This window comes from Colwellia marinimaniae (genome assembly GCF_002207865.1).
In the GTDB taxonomy this organism is placed as follows: domain Bacteria; phylum Pseudomonadota; class Gammaproteobacteria; order Enterobacterales; family Alteromonadaceae; genus Colwellia; species Colwellia marinimaniae.
The window spans coordinates 18,183-35,175 of record NZ_BDQM01000040.1 but is presented as its reverse complement, the minus strand read 5'-3'; the positions used below and the strand labels follow the sequence as shown (position 1 = coordinate 35,175).

The window sequence follows — 16,993 nt, the reverse complement described above, 5'->3', positions numbered from 1 at the left end:
AATGATGGTTTGCCATTGTTCTTGGCTACGCGAAATTCTCATGCTTATCTCCTAAGTTAAGTGAGGAGATAATGTATCTGAAAAAAAACGCTAGAGGCAGGTGCCGTTAGCTATACGCTTACGTTTATTCGATTTTACATGGCACAAATAAGTGCTAATTGAGAATATACAACAGGAAGTTGTATATTTTGTACAATTAGATTTCTATATAGTAATTCTGCTTGTTTAAAATCACGACTTGCCTGAGCCTTATCTGCCCTAGTTAAACATTCACGCTGTTGACTCGTAATCGTTGTATTAGTGATGCTATTATTTATTTATAATTTAGAGTAACGTTTATCTCTGACTTTAGATGAATGGTCATATTCTATCAATATAGGCTAAATTAATGTTAGTTTCTTTAAGCATTCCTGATAGTTTTTCCATCGACCTGACGCCTTTTTATATAATGGCTGTCTGACCTGCCAAACACTTGCTGTCTTGACTTGGTTTTCAACTTGATGAAATTGCAAGCAACTGTTTTCCCATGACAAGTCAATAAATGACAACAAATTTTTAATATTACTCTCAGGCTCGTCTACTAGATCATCATAATTAAACTCGTAAATATCTTCAGCAAATAAAGTTTGCCAATGATTCATTAACTTTTCTTGCTGCTGATAAAAATGAATCGTATTTTCAAGTTTAGTGGCATATGCCATTGATGCGCCTAGGCGCAGAAAAAACACCGATAAACAGTTATCTAACATAGACCGCCGTGTCCAAATTATTTTTGCTTGTGGCATTAAAGTCTTAATAACACCCAAATATAAGAAGTTATCCGGGCGCTTATCCGTTAACAGATTACCTTTTTTTCTAAATTGGTTAATTTCTTTAAGATATTCAGCCAACATATTTTCTTTATTAATCGTTAAATATTCACTGACATTACTTGGATAATCTGCAAAATTATTGACTATAGAGCGATGAAAAAATTCTTGCTCACCACCGATACTTATTTGTGAGTGACCAGCCAAAATTTGCTCACATAGAGTAGAACCAGAGCGGAACATGCCACAGATAAAAATAGGTGCCTGACCGTCAGCATGACTACCTTGTTTATTTACTGGCTGATTAAGAGTTTCAAACCAAGATTTATTAAATGTATTAATTATCTTATTTACATATACTTCATGAGATTTTTGATTGTATTGCGGTAACGTTTGTTGATCAAGGTTATTGGCTTGTTGATAAAAATCAAATGCTAAAGAATATTCACCGCAGTCATCATGTGATTTTCCGAGTGCGTAGGCAATATTTATTTTATTTGACGATGAGATATTACCTGAATGATAAACATTGGCCATTTTTGATATTAAATCATCTGTCTTTTGATTTATTTTATAAATATCAGCTTGCCTAGCTAACGCGTCATAGTTCTGAGGGTTTTTGTTAAAAGCGGCTTTAAAAAAACTGATTGCTTTTTCTTTATTGCCTAGTTGTTCATAAACATTCGCTAAGTTATATAATAATGAATCCTGATCTGGGTAGATGCTGATAGCATGCGTCAAAATATTGATAGCTTTATCTGGAGAATATAAATGTTCACTATGTATAGTGGCAATATTTAAATAAACTTCATATTGATCATTAATACCTATATTCAGGACTTTATTATAATACACAAGTGCGTGATCGAACTTCCCTGCCAATTTCATATAGTAAGCACAATTAAATAATAACGTAGAATTTTCTGTTTGATTTTGAGCTAAATCTAAATAAATTGAAGCAACATCAAACCATCTGTTTTGATGACAGTATAGATCGATCAGAGAATTTGCATAGTGATCTGAATCGGGTTGCAATGTCAGTAACATTTTTAGGTGTTTTTCTGCTAAAGTGATATTTTTTGCCTTAAAAGCAAGCTTAACCATCACTTGATGGGCCTGTATGTTGTCAGAATCTTTTAATAGTACTTTATCTAACACACAGCGAGCTGCTAATGCTCTATTTGCATTTAATAATCTAAGTGCTTCATTAACTGTTAATTCAAGTTTCATTGTCTATTTTACAATAATTTAAAATTATAAATAAAAAACGGCTAACTTTTCAGTTAACCGTTATATTTAGTAAATCAAATATCAATTAAAATTGAAGTGATACACCTGCGTGAATGTAACGACCTAATGGGTCATAAAACGCGCCAGTATCAAGAGAACCGCCTGTTAATGGCTTTTCTTTATCTAACACATTGTTAATACCTAAACGTAAAGTAATGTTTTCACTTACAGTGTAACGGCCTGCAATATCGATATAAGTTTGTGCATCGATTTTACCACCATTATCAATTAAAATTTGATCTGTTTCTCCGTCGTATTCAACTTCACCGTAGTAACGCAATTTAACATTGAAACCAAAATCTTCTAGATCATAGTTAGCATTTATCACCGAACGCCATTCTGGTTGAGGGAAACAATTGCCATTAAACTGACCACTACAATCATATACAGCCTCTGTATTACCTGGTAAAGGCGTGTATTCTTTGGTCATCATATAAGTAGATGTTAAAGTTACGCTAATTGCGCCACCCAAAGCTTCAGTGTTATATGCAGCATTAATGTCTACACCTTCCCACTTACGACTTGCTAAGTTAATGCTAGTTGCTTGAATATAACCTGCTTGTCCTTGCCAAAGGTTACCTGTTGGTGAACGAGAGATGTTATCACAAAATGCCGCATTACCTGTTTCAGAACATTGATCAATTGTAAGTTCTTCACTAATGCTACCGATAACTTCATCGATTTCAATTGACCAATAATCCACTGAAAAATCAATTTCATCTGTTATTTGACCGACTAAACCTAGTGTGTAGGTGTCAGCAATTTCAGGTGTCAAGTCTGGGTTACCACCAGTGACACTATTGTATTGATCCGCAGGACTTGCAGAAACATTACCATATTGAGCTGCCGTTACACCACTATTAGCACATTGTGCTGCACTATACACAGGATCTGAACCAGAACAATTATCAACACCACTCCATAAACCTATGCTTTGAACAGCAAATAATTCACCGATGTTTGGTGCACGTACAGCACGGTTGTAGCTGGCACGAATTTTCCAATCTTCGATTGGAGTCCAGTCAAGTGCAACTTTATAGGTTGAATCACCACCGGTGATATCATAGTCAGAATATCTGTAACCTAAATCAAGCGATAAAGATTCTACCATTGGAGCATCAGAAATTAGAGGGATATTAACTTCACCGTAAATTTCTGCAACTGAGAAACTACCCTCTAGTGCATCTGAAGGTCCGCCCATTCCCGTCAATGCACCTAAAGAAATGATTTGATCTGGAACATATTGATATTCTTCTTTGCGATACTCTACACCAATAACAAGGGCGATAGGGCTATCTGCTGAAGGCACTGTTAAATCTACTTCACCCGTAGCAAAAGCGGAGAAAATAAATTGATCAGAGAATGCTACACTTTGACCAACAGCGGTCAAACTATCAGCTTGCTCTGCCGTTACGCCTTGGTAAGTGAATACTTGATAAGGTACACAACCGTCAATAGTTGCACAATCTTTACCATCACCATTTACCGCTGCAATAACGTTTGGACGAGACATATCGTTAATTGAAATATCAGCACTAGTTGCAGAACCAATTTGGATTGATGTATCGTAAGTCCAATCATCACTTAATTCACCAGTAGTACCTAAGACAATACGGAATGAATCATGCTGAATGATACTTGTACGAGGACCACCCTCAACGTTACGCTTACCAATGTATGCACCAAATTGGTCACCGGTACCAATACCAAAATTGTCAGTTAAATATTGACGTTGTACATCAGAAATTAATGGATTGTCATAATCTAGAGTAATATTATCCGCATAGAAAGTACCTGACTCAGCAATTTGTGCCTTAGTTTGGTCACGCATGTACATTAATTCCATGTATGGATTAAATGTATCATTAATTTCGTAATTCAAAAAAGTACCAAAGGTAAATTTTTCATCTGGGCGCATAAAGTGATTGATAGGTGCATAGTTATAAACATTATCGGCACGATCTTCACTAAAACCACTATCTGGTGTTAATTTAACCCATTGCTCTTGATCGTAGTCATAATTACCATCTGCATCAATTGGTGCGATAAAGAAATTTGGTATTACTGCAGTAGAAGAACCGTTACATCTTGTACCTGAAGAATGCAATGCACATGATGAGTAATCACGAGCGCCTTGACGAAGTTCTGTGGTTCTCTTCCAAGTTGCGAAAGCTACGGCATGACCTTTACCGTCTGCAAAGTCACTACCAGCGGTAATGTCTATGCCAAATGTTCTACCATCAATACCTGAACTACCTGTAGGAAAATCAAAGTTTTTCTGCGTCATTAGATCTTGCATATACGCATTATCATTATTATGTTGATAACCAGATGCATTCAAGTCAATTTTGAAACCATCAAAATCATCATCCATCACAAAGTTAACAACACCTGCAATCGCATCTGAACCATAAACAGAAGAACCACCACCGGTCATAACTTCAACACGCTTAATTAATGCAGCAGGTATTGCATTAATATCAGCAGCACCTGAAGAACCACCACCGGGTTGCATACGACGACCATTAATTAGTACTAGTGTGCGATTAGAACCTAAACCACGCAAATCAAGGCTACCACGACCAGAAGCTCCATTTGCTTGGAAAGCGGTAGATGCGGCTTCAAGTTGAGGTAAATTATTTAGCATGTCTTCAACACGAGTAAAACCTGCTATTTTCATGTCTTCAGCGCTTGTTATATGAATGGGACTAGAAGTTTCCATATCAGCACGCTTGATACGTGAACCTGTTACTTGAATCTTCTCTATTTCCTCTACACCTTCGTCAGCGGCGTCAGCGGCGAAAGTTGGAGCTGAAATTGCTGCGGCAGCGCCGGCACCAAACATCATCGCTAAACGGATGGCTTTAGCTACTTTACTGTTGTTATACATGTTTACTCCCTGGATCACCTAGGTGATTGGTTGTTTATTTGTTTGTTTTTTATTTTAAAAAGACTCAAGGCTATGCTGCCTCGTTTATCTTTTATCAAGTCGTATGACCTGATCTGTCGGTTATGATAGTAAACGGGAATTACCGGAACCGTCAACACCAATTGCAACCAAATGGTAATATTTTTAACAAGTCGATACAAATGGACACATTTCGACTAACTTATGAGACTGCAACAATCAATGTCTAACCATTTGTTTTTAATCATTAAAAATTGTATACCTCAGTATATTTAAGCCATTTAATTAATTAAAAAAAATAATATATTAAAACAACCAATCAATATTTACATTTTAATAACAAGACGATATTTCCTTTTACTAACAGTACCTTAGGAATTAACTTTCTAGTAACTTACTTTAGTTATTTAAATTAATATTCCAACAAACATAAATATAAAAGCCTTATTATCAACAACTTAAAATAAAAAATACTCACACCGTACATTTATAATTACAAAAATGGTTTTTTTAACATATGAAAAATTCAAAGCTAATGCTACATTTACCTATTTACTTAAGCACTAGATACTATTTTAGCTTTACTATAATCTAGGCTATAATTGCGCCCCACATACGCTCCACATGACTTAACAGCTCGTTATATGAATAAAAATAGACATGAAATTGCTATTCAGCGCCTAACAACTCTACTTGAGCATTTATCTGTACAGGCAAAGCAAACTGACCTATTAAACACTAAACATAAATCCCATTACCTTATTGAAAATAACAATCTATTTTCTCAACACCTATTTAGTACCGAGAGTGATAAATTTTCGCCCTACACTAAAGAAGTAACAAAACGCTTAAATGAATTCTCTCGGCTGTACCGTTCAAGCACCAACAATGTCAATAAAGCAGAAATTGCTTTATCATCGTTACTAAAAATTGAACAACAGATTGCTGCTTTAATGAAAGCGCTAGAGGCTAACCAAGTAATGCATCAAGCGGCCCAAGTTAGCGTCGACGCGAGAAAAAAAGTCCGGATAAAAGCCACTAAAGCTAGCCAATATGATAACTATAATAAAATGGCAAAAGAAGTTTTACTCTCAAGTCATCAACTGCATCAGCAACTTAGTGAACATCATGAATTCGAAAGAAGGTTAATGGCGATGGTTACTGAACGGGAGCAGCAACGTATTCAAAGTAAAGCCAGTAATAGCAACAAGCTTTCACAGGAAGTACTTGCTTTACACCAACGTTTAGGACGATGTCGGAAGGCTATTTCAGCCATTGAACGTAATATTGAACTTGCCCAAAAGAAAAACCTTAGATAACAATAAGCGCTCAGCCTGATATATTCGCATTTTGTTTTAACTAAGGTTACTCTTTGTCTAAGCTCTATTGAACCGTACTATTTTTTTCACAACATAAAAGGGGTTTTATGAAGATTTCAGAGGACATTCATAACTATTATGAAAAATTAGTTTTGCAACATTTTTTCAAAGCAAAATTTGATGATAAATATGATGAAGATTTTATTGCAGACTTAACCTGTGTAGTATTAAACCAGTTGCCTACTCGTTATATCCGTCATGAGGTTGATATGGCTTTTTATTTACCACCATCAGAGCGTTTCGATATGGAAAATAAAGTCAAAGAAGCTATCGCTAAGGCACTTGCTTTTATGCATGAGAGTAGAAAAGAATAATAATATAAAGAGGTTGGGTGGCGACCCAGCCAGCCACACCTCGGCACATGAGTCGTCTGCTGCGGTTGCTTCCTTCCGGACCTGGCCGAGTTCACAGAGTATCATTGCGAGGGGACCGAAAGGGTCACCATAGATGCTTTAAAACAAATAACGTCTTAAGGCGGCGCAAATTATCGCTAAAGCTAAGTAAATTTGCAAGCATAAATTGCTAAAAACTGACTGTTTGCTTATTTTTCCACCTCAGCAACAAAATTAGCGACTCTAAAAACCTTATTTAGCCAGTTTTTCATTCACTTCTAATAATACCGATTTAATAATTAATAAATTTTCTTTACCAATACGTAGCAACAGTTTGTCACTATCATCAAGCGCTTCCAGTTGTGGATCGTGATACTTATACATAACACTGGTACGTGTTACATTCATTGTTGATTTAGGTAACTCCATATCTAGCACTCGATTTATTGCGTCTTGCAGGGTATAAGTAAAATCGTCTTCATAGCCAAGTTCACTATAGGCTTCATTAATTAACGGTTTAAGGTCTACATACCATTGCACTAAGGTTGTGCTATCAATTGAACGTAATAGGTCGACATAGATGTCAAAGCGCTTACTAGTAGCACTGTCCCACTGCCAAACGTTCTTCTCGCCATCTATATTACTTGATTGCTCATCAACAGCGAATTTTACTTTAGGCGGAATAAAGGGACTATATTCATAAGCCAGTAGTCCCTGAGCAAAATTATCGGTAAAAACCACAAAACGGCGAATTATATCTTCAGTAATTAACAGTGATAATAACTCATTGCGCCAAGTTAATTCTGGTAACCTTCCTTGAAGCCAAGCATCACTTTCATCTAATGGCGGTAATGGCAGCGCGATAACCTGTTCGATATCAGGCGCTTTAACAGTTACTACTAGCTCTTCGGTTACATCTGTTACCGCATCAGGTGATAATTCAATACTGTCATTAATTACTTCCTCGCTGTGCTTTGTCGCAGAGATCTTTTCACCCTGCGCTATTGTTAACAATTCACTTGAGTCCACAGGGCGTTGTTCACTTGTCCCTGTTGAAAATTGCCATAAAGCGACAGCGACTAAAACAATAGTCACGATAAATATAATCAATGGGCCGGTATTTTTTTTACTTTCGCCCCGCTCATTTAACTGTTTTGCTGCTACGTTTTCCATGGCTATCCAAATTATTTTGAGTTAATGCTAAGTAAACATTATTGCAACGCTTTTTGCCTTGTTATGCAACCACCCTATGCAGTTATTTTACTTTTTATCTGTGTTTTTTTGTTATAAAGTGTCAATCACTTAACAATAGCCCATTGTTCTATGCAGGGGTATTTTTCACAGTTAAACTTACTTACTGGGCATCGGCCTGGTTTTCCGGTAGCGCTTTGATAAAGGCAGGCAGCTTATTACAGTTTTCAACCACTTGCTTAATTAATGGATAAGCGCTCATATCAACTTTAAATCGATAGGCATTATACACTTGCGCGACTAAACAAATATCAGCAACACTGATAGTGTCAGCAAAGCAATACTGCCCTGCACTAATAGTTAATTGCTTTTCTATGGCTTTAAACCCTATGCTCATCCAATGTTCAAGCCATAGCTGTTTCGCCTCTGCACTAATGTTTAGTGAGTTAGCTAAGTATTGTTGTACTCGTAAGTTATTAAGGGGATGCACCTCACAGGCTATATCTAAAGCTAAGGCCTGAACTTTTGCTTTTGCTTTGGCGTCGCTTGGGTATAAAGCATGTTTTGGCTTACTTTGATCCAGATAATCAATAATGGCTAACGATTGGTTTAACGAGAAATCGCCATCAACTAAGGTTGGCACTAAATGGTTAGGGTTGAGTTCACTATACTCGCGGCCATGTTGTTCACCGCCATTTTTAACTAGATGTATAGAGATGGATTCAAAGGGTATATCTTTTAAATGTAGAGCAATTCGTACACGGTACGCGGCCGTAGAACGCCAGTAGCCATAAAGTTTCATCGTATTCCTTATATTGAGCTATTAGTCTTAAAAAAAATGCTAATTACCTGAATGAGTTAACGTCTCTATACCCGTTACCAATCAAGATGCATGTTTCAGAGTGCTTGAGCAATTTCAATTCAAGGCGCTGTGATGAAATAATGGTTATTCCCTTATGAACTACAGCTACGATGAAGTGATGTTGCTCCAGCACTTCTTAGATGGGTTTAAAATAACTTTATACGGCGTTAACTAATCAAAGCATAGAGTGACTATGCTTAAATTATTCTTCTTGCCTAAAGTCATTTTAATTGCCACTGAAATCCTGCACTTTGAATGGTAACGGGTATAATTAGCTCAAGTACTGATAATTAGCATTTACTTATACATAGTCAAAGCGGTTTGTCGCTTAAATTAACTACTGTGCTTTATATTCAACGACTTTTTGGTCAATGGCACCAAAAATACTGCTACCTTCATTATCAAACATCTCAATGCGTACGGTATCACCAAAACTCATAAAGGGTGTCACAGCTTTGCCATCGGCAATAATCTCTAACATACGAATTTCAGCTAAACAGCTTGATCCTGCTGAACGGTCGTAGTTTGAAATAGTACCAGAGCCTATAACACAACCGGCTGATAATGGCCGTGTTTTGGCTGCATGAGCAACAATGGTTGGAAAATCAAAGGTCATGTCTACACCACAGTTTGGCTGACCAAATAGCTCTTTGTTTAAATGGGTTGTTAACGGTAGGTGTAATTTTTTACCATCCCATGCATCACCTAATTCATCAGGTGTTACCGCAACCGGAGAAAAAGAACTTGACGGTTTAGCTTGGAAAAAGCCAAAACCTTTCGCTAATTCACCAGGAATTAAATTACGTAAAGAGACATCATTAACCAACATAAGTAACTTAATATGCTTGGCTGCTTGCTCTGGTGTTGCGCCCATAGGAACATCATCAGTGATCACAGCGACTTCCGATTCAAAATCAATACCAAACTCTTCACTGGCAACGGCAATATCATCACGTGGACCAATAAAAGCATCTGAGCCACCTTGATACATTAATGGATCGGTCCAAAATGTTTCCGGCATTTCAGCATTACGCGCTTTACGCACTAACTCAACATGGTTTACGTAGGCACTAGCATCAGCCCACTGATATGCACGAGGCAATGGTGATTCACATTGAGCTTGTTCAAAAACTAAGGTATCAGTGATTTCATTGTTATTTAGCGATTGGTAAATCTCAGCTAATTTTGGTGAAATTTCACTCCAGTTATCAATAGCAGCTTGTAAAGTTGTGGCAATATCACTGACCACGACAGCTTTATCAAGTGCGCGACTAACAACAACGAGTTGACCGTCGCGTGTATTATTTTTAAGTGTTGCTAATTTCATTGTTAAACCTTTTAATTATATTAAATTATAACTGTAATATTTATCGATACATTTAAAGTATAAAAGTATGGTACGAATTTTTCACCTGACAACCAAGCTATAGCGCCAGCTTATTCACTAACCGTACGGCATAATTTCTTTACGGTTATTATTACACTGCTATGACACTTATTTTACGCCAAGTAAGTGTCTCGACACGGGGTTATATTTTAACTGTTTTTTTATTGATATCGTATTCGCGTAATTTATTAGCGATTGCGGTATGGCTAAGACCAAGTTTCTTAGCAAGTTGTCTGGTGCTTGGGTAAGCTGGGTATAGCTTACGTAACAGATCGGCTTCAAACTTTTTCACTGCCGCATCTAATGTACCCTCAAACTCTTGCTCTAAATAGCCATGTTCGCGGGTATAAGCAGGTAATGCTAAGTGACTTATTTCGATTTCATCGCCCTCAAGCAGTGAAGCGGCCCGAGTAAGTACGTTTTCTAATTGACGGATATTACCAGGCCATGGGTAATGTTCAATAAAGTCACGACAATCATCGCTAACTTTAAGATGGCTGCGACCAATTTGATGAGCAGCTTTACCGATAAAAAACTCTACCAAGGGTAAAATATCGTTACGGCGCTCTCTAAGGGCTGGTAATGTTAAACCAAAAACATTGAGTCGATAATAAAGATCTTCTCTAAAGTCCCCGATTGAAACAAGGTTTAATAAATCTTTATTGGTCGAGCTAATGATGCGCACATTGACAGTAACTTCTTGCTCTGAATCGACACGCCTAAAACTACCGTTTTGTATTACCCGTAATAGCTTACTCTGTAGTTTAGCTGACATTTCACCAATTTCATCAAGAAAAACAGTACCGCCATCAGCCATTTCAAAGATGCCACGTTTACTTGATTCTTGACCTTTCTCACCCACACCAAATAATTCAGACTCAGCAACATCATCAGGTAAAGCGGCACAATTTAAGGTCAGAAAAGCATGTTCTGCACGTTTACTGGCACCATGACAAGCCCGAGCAAGTAACTCTTTACCGGTACCGGTTTCACCCATAATTAAAATAGAGGCGTCGAGTGACGACATGCGCTTAGCTTCACGAATAACTTTTCGCATAGCACTTGACGTTGCCTGAATACCTGAAAAAGTATTTTCTTTAGGCTGTTTAAAGGCATTCATTTGTTGGCCAAGGCGCGCTTCAGATTTTAAAATTAACACGGCCCCGGCCAGTACACGGCTGTCATTTTCACCCGCAACATGAATTGGCATGATGTCAGCAACATAATCATCGCCTAGAAATTTTAACCGTCTAGTTTGCGCAAGTACCTCCTTAGCATCTAACCAGCGATTAAAATTAAAACCTTTCAACCACAAGCTAATATGTTGACCGACAAGGGAATCTTCATCTTCACCAATAATGCTTGAGACTATGGTGTTAACAATACGAACATTGCCTTTTCTATCGATTGAAATAAAGGGGTCAGGGAAAGTTTTAATTAAGGTGGCAAGTTCATTTCTTTCACGCTCAGATGGCATGTAAGGTGCTGTTTTTACATCACCTACGCCCTCAATCAAGCGTAATTGTGGCATAAAGGTTTGTAAGTCGGAAAAATCTAAATCAGGAATATTAATAAAAATACGCCCAGGCTGCATCAATTCAATACCACGTACATTAATGCCGTGTTCAACAAAGATACCTAATACTTTTTGTCCCATGCCAACACGGTCATGACAAGTAATTTCCAAACGCATTTCACAAGCCCTTAATCTAGAATTTAACAAAAGGGCTATTGTAAACTAATTTTTACGTTAATAAAGCACAACATTTACCAAGTTGTATTTTGATAAATGTCAGTACTTAAATTTTCTCTATATTTCACTTAAATAATAATTTTAACGAGTTACTTAAGTGTGTTACTTAAGTGCGTTATTAACCCAATTCATCGGTTTTAGCAGCGCAGATAAAATCATTTTTATGCAGCCCACCAATAGAGTGTGTCCACCATGTAACAGTAACCTTACCCCATTCAAGTAAAATAGATGGATGATGGAACTCACTTTCTGCCAGCTCTGACACTTTATTGGCAAAGGCCCAGGCCAACTTATAGTTTTTAAATTTATATTCACGCTCAAGCATCATGACATTATCACGTACTTGTGGCACCCAATCTGGAATTAAGGCAATCAGCTCTTTCAGCTCTTCATCACTTACTTTGGGTGCATCGACGTGACAAGCTTCACAGGCTTGACTCGCTAATATATCACTTGATTGTGCAGTCATTATGTATCCTTAGTTATTTTTATATTTATTTGCTAAATTATTTTCGCTTAATTATTTTCGCTTAATTTAACCTTGCTGCATCATTAACTGGCTTGTTTTGTCGGAAATTTAGCTTCGTGCAGACCTAACATTTGCGCTTTAGCAACCAATTCCATAATGTCATCAACTTCTAGCTTTCGAATATCATCTAAGTCAGATACTTTAGTTAGCAGGTAGTATATGGGTTGCATAATATCGATGCGATAAGGCGTTCTTAAAACATCTAACACATCAAAAGGTTTACGTTCCACTTCAGCACTATGCATAGCGTATTCCGTTTCCCCTGGTGAGGACAATACACCACCACCGTATATACGTAGGCCATTTGGCGTATCGAGCAAACCAAATTCAATAGTAAACCAGTATAGGCGAGCTAAAAACACCCGTTGCTCTTTGCTGGCATTTAAGCCCATCTTGCCAAACGCTTCGGTGTAGTTGGCAAAAGAAGCGTTAGTTAACAGAGGACAATGACCAAATATTTCATGAAAAATATCTGGTTCTTGTAAATAGTCCATTTCTTCACGGCTACGAATAAAGGTAGCAACGGGAAATTTCTTTTCAGAAAGTAATTTAAAAAACTCGCCGAAACCGATTAAGGCCGGTACCGGGTAACATTGCCACCCTGTCGTTGCTTTTAAGACCTTGCTTACTTCATCAAGTTGCGGGATACGATCGGTTGGCAAGTTTAATTTTACTAAACCATCATGATATTCATCACAAGCTTTATCTTTAATGCATGCTAATTGACGAGCAAACAACTCCTGCCAAATGGAATTTTCTTCTGCTGACCATTGTATAAAGCCCTGTTCATCAGGTACTTTAGAAATATACTTTGTGCCTTTTGCCATAGTGGTAACCTTTCTTCTTAAGCGACTTTTGTTATAATTTTTAAATGTAATAATTTTTATTGTTACTGCATTCATCTTAAGACATCAGGGTAGATAAAATAAAGCAACACAAAACGGTCAAAAAAACAACAAATGCACTTGCTGTACACGAAAGGTTACAGCAGTAATTACAACCAGGGGTTCACTGGCCCTTACTGCTTACTAGGACTTACTAACGCTTTAATTTGCTGGGTGATTTTTTTACGAACATGGCTTAATTTAAGTTTTTCTTCAAAAGGAATTGGCCGACAAAGCTCCATCGTTTTAGCACCTAGCCTAGCGGTTAACATACCAGCACCTAGCCCTTGGGCGAATCGAGCCGATAGTTTACCCATTAACTCGGCGCCCAGCATGTCACTACCAAGGTCTGCCACTAATTCACTAGCGCCAGCATAAGCCATATTAACAAACACTTGTTTTATTAACTTTATTCGACTCCAGTAGCCCAGTTTCAAGCCATACAGTCCTGCTATTTTATTTATCATGCGTAAATTGCGCGATAACATAATTAACATATCTATAAGCGCTACCGGGCTTAAGGCAATTAAAACCACTGCTTCACTAGAGAATTTCGCTACTTCATTTAACGCTTTTTCATCAACTTTCGTTAATACCACCCGCGAGTAGAGCTGAACTAACTCACTAGAACTATGGCCTGCCGCCAAAGCATCATGCCAAACCTGCTGTTCTTCGGCACAATCAAACACCAAATCACAAGGTAGGCTTTCGCTAATGTTGTGACAAAAGTCTTTACCACGTTGATTCGACGATTCAGTATGCTGATCAGCATCTATTAATAACAGTTCCTTAGCTTGCTGTTGCATTTTCTGACGATTTTTGAACTGCTTAAGGCCAATAAATTCATGCCACAACACCTTAGCAGCCGCCAAGGTCAATGAGACTAACAACAAGGCATAAAGGCTAGTAGTTATCGGTGAGTTTTCAAAGCCGGCAACAAAGAAATCAACCGCTTCAATGGCAAGTAAGGTGATAAATAAAGCAGATATTATCCGCCATAACCATGAATATTGGCCAGCTGGCACGTTAGTAACACCTTGGTGTAGCTGTTCGCCATCAAGCTCTGCTGGTGTTAATTCACCTAGACGTTCTTCATCCGGGCTTAGCGGTAAATAGTCATCATTAGTAAACAGAAGCTGTTCGGTTACCTTAGCACGAGTGTCTTTACCTTGATTATCACTGAGTTCAGCTAAAGTGTCACTCTCGCTAAAAAGTATTTGCTGAGCTAATTTTTCTTTGTTTATGTTGTCTTTATTAGTCATATCATTTTATCGGCAAGTAAGAACTGTAATACTTGATCCATGCGAATGTGTGGTAAACATTGATGTTTAGTGAGATCTGATAAGGGAGCAAAGGCGATAAAATTAAAAGTGTTCGATCGCCAATAATTTTCTTGCGGCAGCTGATTGGGTACCGCCCCTGGAAATACTGTTATTTTTTGACCAAACACTTCAGTTGCCCCTTTGCCCTCACGCTGAGCTAAACGTTGACCTTGAATAACAGGAATATCTGCCCCTTTATATTTACTGACCCCTGAAGTTGTCGCTTTAACAGCAGCAATGGCTAAGGTTTTAATTTGTACGGCTTCGTAGCTTATATGGTGTTTGTTTTGGTGAATCAATTGGTTTAACAATGCCACCATAGGTGCGTGTTGTTCTGGGGTAACATGGTCGGCTTTAGTCGCGCAAAACAATAGTTTGTCAATTTTTGGGGAAAACAATCGAGAAAATAGCCCTGACTTACCATAACTATAACTTTGTAGGATCATCGACATGGCAAGTTCTAAATCGGCAAAACTTTCTCTCCCTTTATTCAAGGGCGTTAAACAATCCGCCAATACTATTTGTCGATCAAAACGCAGAAAATGTTCACGATAGAATTTCCGGACTACTTGTTCTTTATACTCAAGATAGCGTGAACGTAACATACCAACAAAGCTATCATCCGGCGCATTTTGATAAGCATTGCCATCAATGCTTGCTAATGCGGGGAAGGGGAAAAACTCTAAAATTGGCGCCCCTGCTAACTCACCTGGTAATATAAATCGTCCAGGCTGTATTACAGATAAACCTAGGTCATAACGAAAAGTATATAAAAGCGCGGTATACTCTTGCGCTAGCTCCCCTAAGAGTTCCTCACTAGCACTAGCTAATGGGTCAATTAGTGCCAATTTAGCCAAAAAACTCTTACTGAGCTCAGCCCGTGGCGCACGGGTCATTAAATCATACGTTTGCTGTGACCACTGTTGATACGTTTGTTTGAGCATGGGTAAGTCAAGCAGCCACTCACCGGGGTAATCGGTAATATCTAAGGTTAATGTGGCCATATCTGTGGCGTATTTAAGTATTGAACTTTTCGGCTGATAACGAATAGACAAACGTAATTCACTAATACCATGTGTTGGCTCTGGCCAGTTGGGTTGCTCTGCTGTTAACGCAGAAATTGCTGCATCATAATCAAAGCGCGGCACATGAAAGTGTTTTTGCGGTACACGTTTAGCGGCGATAAAAGTGCCATTGTGCACGGGATCAAAAAAACTAAGTTTTGTACCATTACCTTCATTGATTAGTTGATTTACCAAGGAAGTAATAAATGCTGTTTTACCGCTACGGCTTAACCCGGTAACCGCTAAAGTAACATGTTGATCGAATGTGCGACTCAGTAATTCATTAGCCTTACCTTTTAGATTATTTTTTAACTTATCTAGACCACGTTTGTTGATGAACAATTTACTTATTAATGCCATAACGAATTGATAACTTGTCTATTAATATCTTATTTAAGAAGTCATTTGATAATAAGGTCTTTTAAATAAAATCACACCTTATTGATTATTTTTCACCAGAAAAGTTAAGCTATCACGGTTAATACGGGCACAACATTACTGGACTAATAGAAAAGCTGCCAACTGACAGCATTCCTCCTGTGCTTAGAGCTTATTTATCTCCCTTGAAACAGTAAACTCCGCTGAGGTAACATATTGTTCCATCAATTGTACTTTCTTTTCCAAAGCGCGAAACTTACGGCGAATATCATATAGTGCTTGCTTGGGCGGCTCCCCCGCTTGCCAAATCCTCGCTTTTACTTTTATTGATTCATTGCTAAAATCAGCCTCGTGCCGCCCTTGCTGATGCCTTTTACCATAGCGGCTTTCACTTGGCTCATGGCTTCCTCTTACGATTTTCCCTGGGGCTTTATCCAAAATAAACCAACCAGCAATATAAATTAAGATAAGAAATGGCAAGCCAAAAAGCACACCAGATACCACTAATATTCTTACCAACCAAGTTTCCCAACCGAAATAATCTGCTAGGCCAGCACAAACCCCTGCTATTTTCCCCCGCTCGGCGTTCCGATATAACTCTCCTCTTTTTCGACTCATAATTTGGTTCTCCAGTTGGGGGTCTCCGCGTCTAAAATCGCTTCGAGTGTTTGTATCCTATCAGCCATGGTATCGGCAACTTCTGACAATTCTGATAATTGAATATACTCTTCTTGGCTTAGACCTTGGCTTACTTGCTTTTTACTGCGGTAATGCAACACCAACCATATTGGCGCAACAATAATCATAAATATAATGACAGGTGCCATGATAATCTCTTCCACAATACGTCTCCTTTATCCTATGCTAGCGATAGCTTTATTTAGGCTTTATTCATATTTTAGTTA

At 38.0% G+C, this 16,993-nt stretch carries 14 protein-coding genes and 1 other RNA gene; 2 read left to right on the top strand and 13 right to left on the bottom strand.

All coding sequences use genetic code 11. From position 1 onward, the window contains the following. Positions 1-380: 380 nt before the first annotated feature. Positions 381-2,039, bottom strand: coding sequence for a tetratricopeptide repeat-containing sulfotransferase family protein (locus MTCD1_RS16350; protein ID WP_057181731.1), 1,659 nt, complete (start codon positions 2,037-2,039; stop codon positions 381-383). An 85-nt stretch (positions 2,040-2,124) separates the two neighbouring features. Continuing rightward, positions 2,125-4,989, bottom strand: coding sequence for a TonB-dependent receptor domain-containing protein (locus MTCD1_RS16345; protein WP_057181732.1), 2,865 nt, complete (start codon positions 4,987-4,989; stop codon positions 2,125-2,127). A 662-nt stretch (positions 4,990-5,651) separates the two neighbouring features. On the opposite strand from MTCD1_RS16345, the gene priC reads away from it, so the two are divergent. Together priC and MTCD1_RS16335 are read left to right on the top strand one after the other, a co-directional pair. Then, a complete protein-coding gene (gene priC / locus MTCD1_RS16340) occupies positions 5,652-6,326 on the top strand; it encodes a primosomal replication protein PriC (RefSeq protein WP_057181733.1) in 675 nt (224 codons plus the stop codon). 107 nt (positions 6,327-6,433) lie between these two features. Further along, entirely contained in the window at positions 6,434-6,700 is a 267-nt protein-coding gene (locus MTCD1_RS16335; protein WP_057181734.1) for a late competence development ComFB family protein, read from the top strand. Positions 6,701-6,724: 24 nt separating this feature from the next. On the opposite strand, the gene ffs is transcribed toward MTCD1_RS16335, so the two are convergent. The 11 genes from ffs to pspB form a co-directional block, all read right to left on the bottom strand. Continuing rightward, positions 6,725-6,821, bottom strand: an RNA gene (gene ffs, locus MTCD1_RS16330) — signal recognition particle sRNA small type. Positions 6,822-6,970: 149 nt separating this feature from the next. Continuing rightward, the gene (locus MTCD1_RS16325; RefSeq protein WP_057181735.1) at positions 6,971-7,891 is read right to left on the bottom strand and encodes a DUF3014 domain-containing protein; all 921 of its coding nucleotides are present in this window, start codon (positions 7,889-7,891) and stop codon (positions 6,971-6,973) included. Positions 7,892-8,072: 181 nt separating this feature from the next. Beyond that, on the bottom strand, positions 8,073-8,711 hold the full coding sequence (gene maiA, locus MTCD1_RS16320; RefSeq protein ID WP_057181736.1) for a maleylacetoacetate isomerase: 639 nt from the start codon (positions 8,709-8,711) through the stop codon (positions 8,073-8,075). Between the two features lie 397 nt (positions 8,712-9,108). Beyond that, the gene (locus MTCD1_RS16315) at positions 9,109-10,098 is read right to left on the bottom strand and encodes a fumarylacetoacetate hydrolase family protein (protein ID WP_057181737.1); all 990 of its coding nucleotides are present in this window, start codon (positions 10,096-10,098) and stop codon (positions 9,109-9,111) included. Between the two features lie 202 nt (positions 10,099-10,300). Beyond that, positions 10,301-11,851, bottom strand: coding sequence for a transcriptional regulator TyrR (gene tyrR, locus MTCD1_RS16310; RefSeq protein WP_057181738.1), 1,551 nt, complete (start codon positions 11,849-11,851; stop codon positions 10,301-10,303). A 178-nt stretch (positions 11,852-12,029) separates the two neighbouring features. Next, complete coding sequence (locus tag MTCD1_RS16305) at positions 12,030-12,380, bottom strand: 4a-hydroxytetrahydrobiopterin dehydratase (RefSeq protein WP_057181739.1); 351 nt, start codon at positions 12,378-12,380, stop codon at positions 12,030-12,032. A gap of 83 nt (positions 12,381-12,463) precedes the next feature. Beyond that, on the bottom strand, positions 12,464-13,342 hold the full coding sequence (gene phhA / locus MTCD1_RS16300) for a phenylalanine 4-monooxygenase (RefSeq protein WP_082606561.1): 879 nt from the start codon (positions 13,340-13,342) through the stop codon (positions 12,464-12,466). A 116-nt stretch (positions 13,343-13,458) separates the two neighbouring features. Next, entirely contained in the window at positions 13,459-14,586 is a 1,128-nt protein-coding gene (locus MTCD1_RS16295; protein WP_057181741.1) for a YcjF family protein, read from the bottom strand. After that, a complete protein-coding gene (locus MTCD1_RS16290; protein WP_057181742.1) occupies positions 14,583-16,070 on the bottom strand; it encodes a YcjX family GTP-binding protein in 1,488 nt (495 codons plus the stop codon). Before MTCD1_RS16290 ends, MTCD1_RS16295 begins: the two co-directional genes overlap by 4 nt. Positions 16,071-16,253: 183 nt before the next feature. After that, positions 16,254-16,706, bottom strand: a complete 453-nt coding sequence (gene pspC / locus MTCD1_RS16285; protein WP_057181743.1) for an envelope stress response membrane protein PspC — start codon at positions 16,704-16,706, stop codon at positions 16,254-16,256. Then, the gene (pspB, locus tag MTCD1_RS16280) at positions 16,703-16,915 is read right to left on the bottom strand and encodes an envelope stress response membrane protein PspB (RefSeq protein WP_291618787.1); all 213 of its coding nucleotides are present in this window, start codon (positions 16,913-16,915) and stop codon (positions 16,703-16,705) included. Before pspB ends, pspC begins: the two co-directional genes overlap by 4 nt. Positions 16,916-16,993 lie beyond the last annotated feature (78 nt).

What these genes read in the sequence shown, in the direction of transcription:
- MTCD1_RS16350 (WP_057181731.1), bottom strand. Translation starts at nt 2,039, where the DNA reads ATGAAACTTGAATTAACAGTTAATGAAGCACTTAGATTATTAAATGCA.
- MTCD1_RS16345 (WP_057181732.1), bottom strand. Translation starts at nt 4,989, where the DNA reads ATGTATAACAACAGTAAAGTAGCTAAAGCCATCCGTTTAGCGATGATG.
- priC (WP_057181733.1), top strand. Translation starts at nt 5,652, where the DNA reads ATGAATAAAAATAGACATGAAATTGCTATTCAGCGCCTAACAACTCTA.
- MTCD1_RS16335 (WP_057181734.1), top strand. Translation starts at nt 6,434, where the DNA reads ATGAAGATTTCAGAGGACATTCATAACTATTATGAAAAATTAGTTTTG.
- MTCD1_RS16325 (WP_057181735.1), bottom strand. Translation starts at nt 7,891, where the DNA reads ATGGAAAACGTAGCAGCAAAACAGTTAAATGAGCGGGGCGAAAGTAAA.
- maiA (WP_057181736.1), bottom strand. Translation starts at nt 8,711, where the DNA reads ATGAAACTTTATGGCTACTGGCGTTCTACGGCCGCGTACCGTGTACGA.
- MTCD1_RS16315 (WP_057181737.1), bottom strand. Translation starts at nt 10,098, where the DNA reads ATGAAATTAGCAACACTTAAAAATAATACACGCGACGGTCAACTCGTT.
- tyrR (WP_057181738.1), bottom strand. Translation starts at nt 11,851, where the DNA reads ATGCGTTTGGAAATTACTTGTCATGACCGTGTTGGCATGGGACAAAAA.
- MTCD1_RS16305 (WP_057181739.1), bottom strand. Translation starts at nt 12,380, where the DNA reads ATGACTGCACAATCAAGTGATATATTAGCGAGTCAAGCCTGTGAAGCT.
- phhA (WP_082606561.1), bottom strand. Translation starts at nt 13,342, where the DNA reads ATGAATGCAGTAACAATAAAAATTATTACATTTAAAAATTATAACAAA.
- MTCD1_RS16295 (WP_057181741.1), bottom strand. Translation starts at nt 14,586, where the DNA reads ATGACTAATAAAGACAACATAAACAAAGAAAAATTAGCTCAGCAAATA.
- MTCD1_RS16290 (WP_057181742.1), bottom strand. Translation starts at nt 16,070, where the DNA reads ATGGCATTAATAAGTAAATTGTTCATCAACAAACGTGGTCTAGATAAG.
- pspC (WP_057181743.1), bottom strand. Translation starts at nt 16,706, where the DNA reads ATGAGTCGAAAAAGAGGAGAGTTATATCGGAACGCCGAGCGGGGGAAA.
- pspB (WP_291618787.1), bottom strand. Translation starts at nt 16,915, where the DNA reads ATGGCACCTGTCATTATATTTATGATTATTGTTGCGCCAATATGGTTG.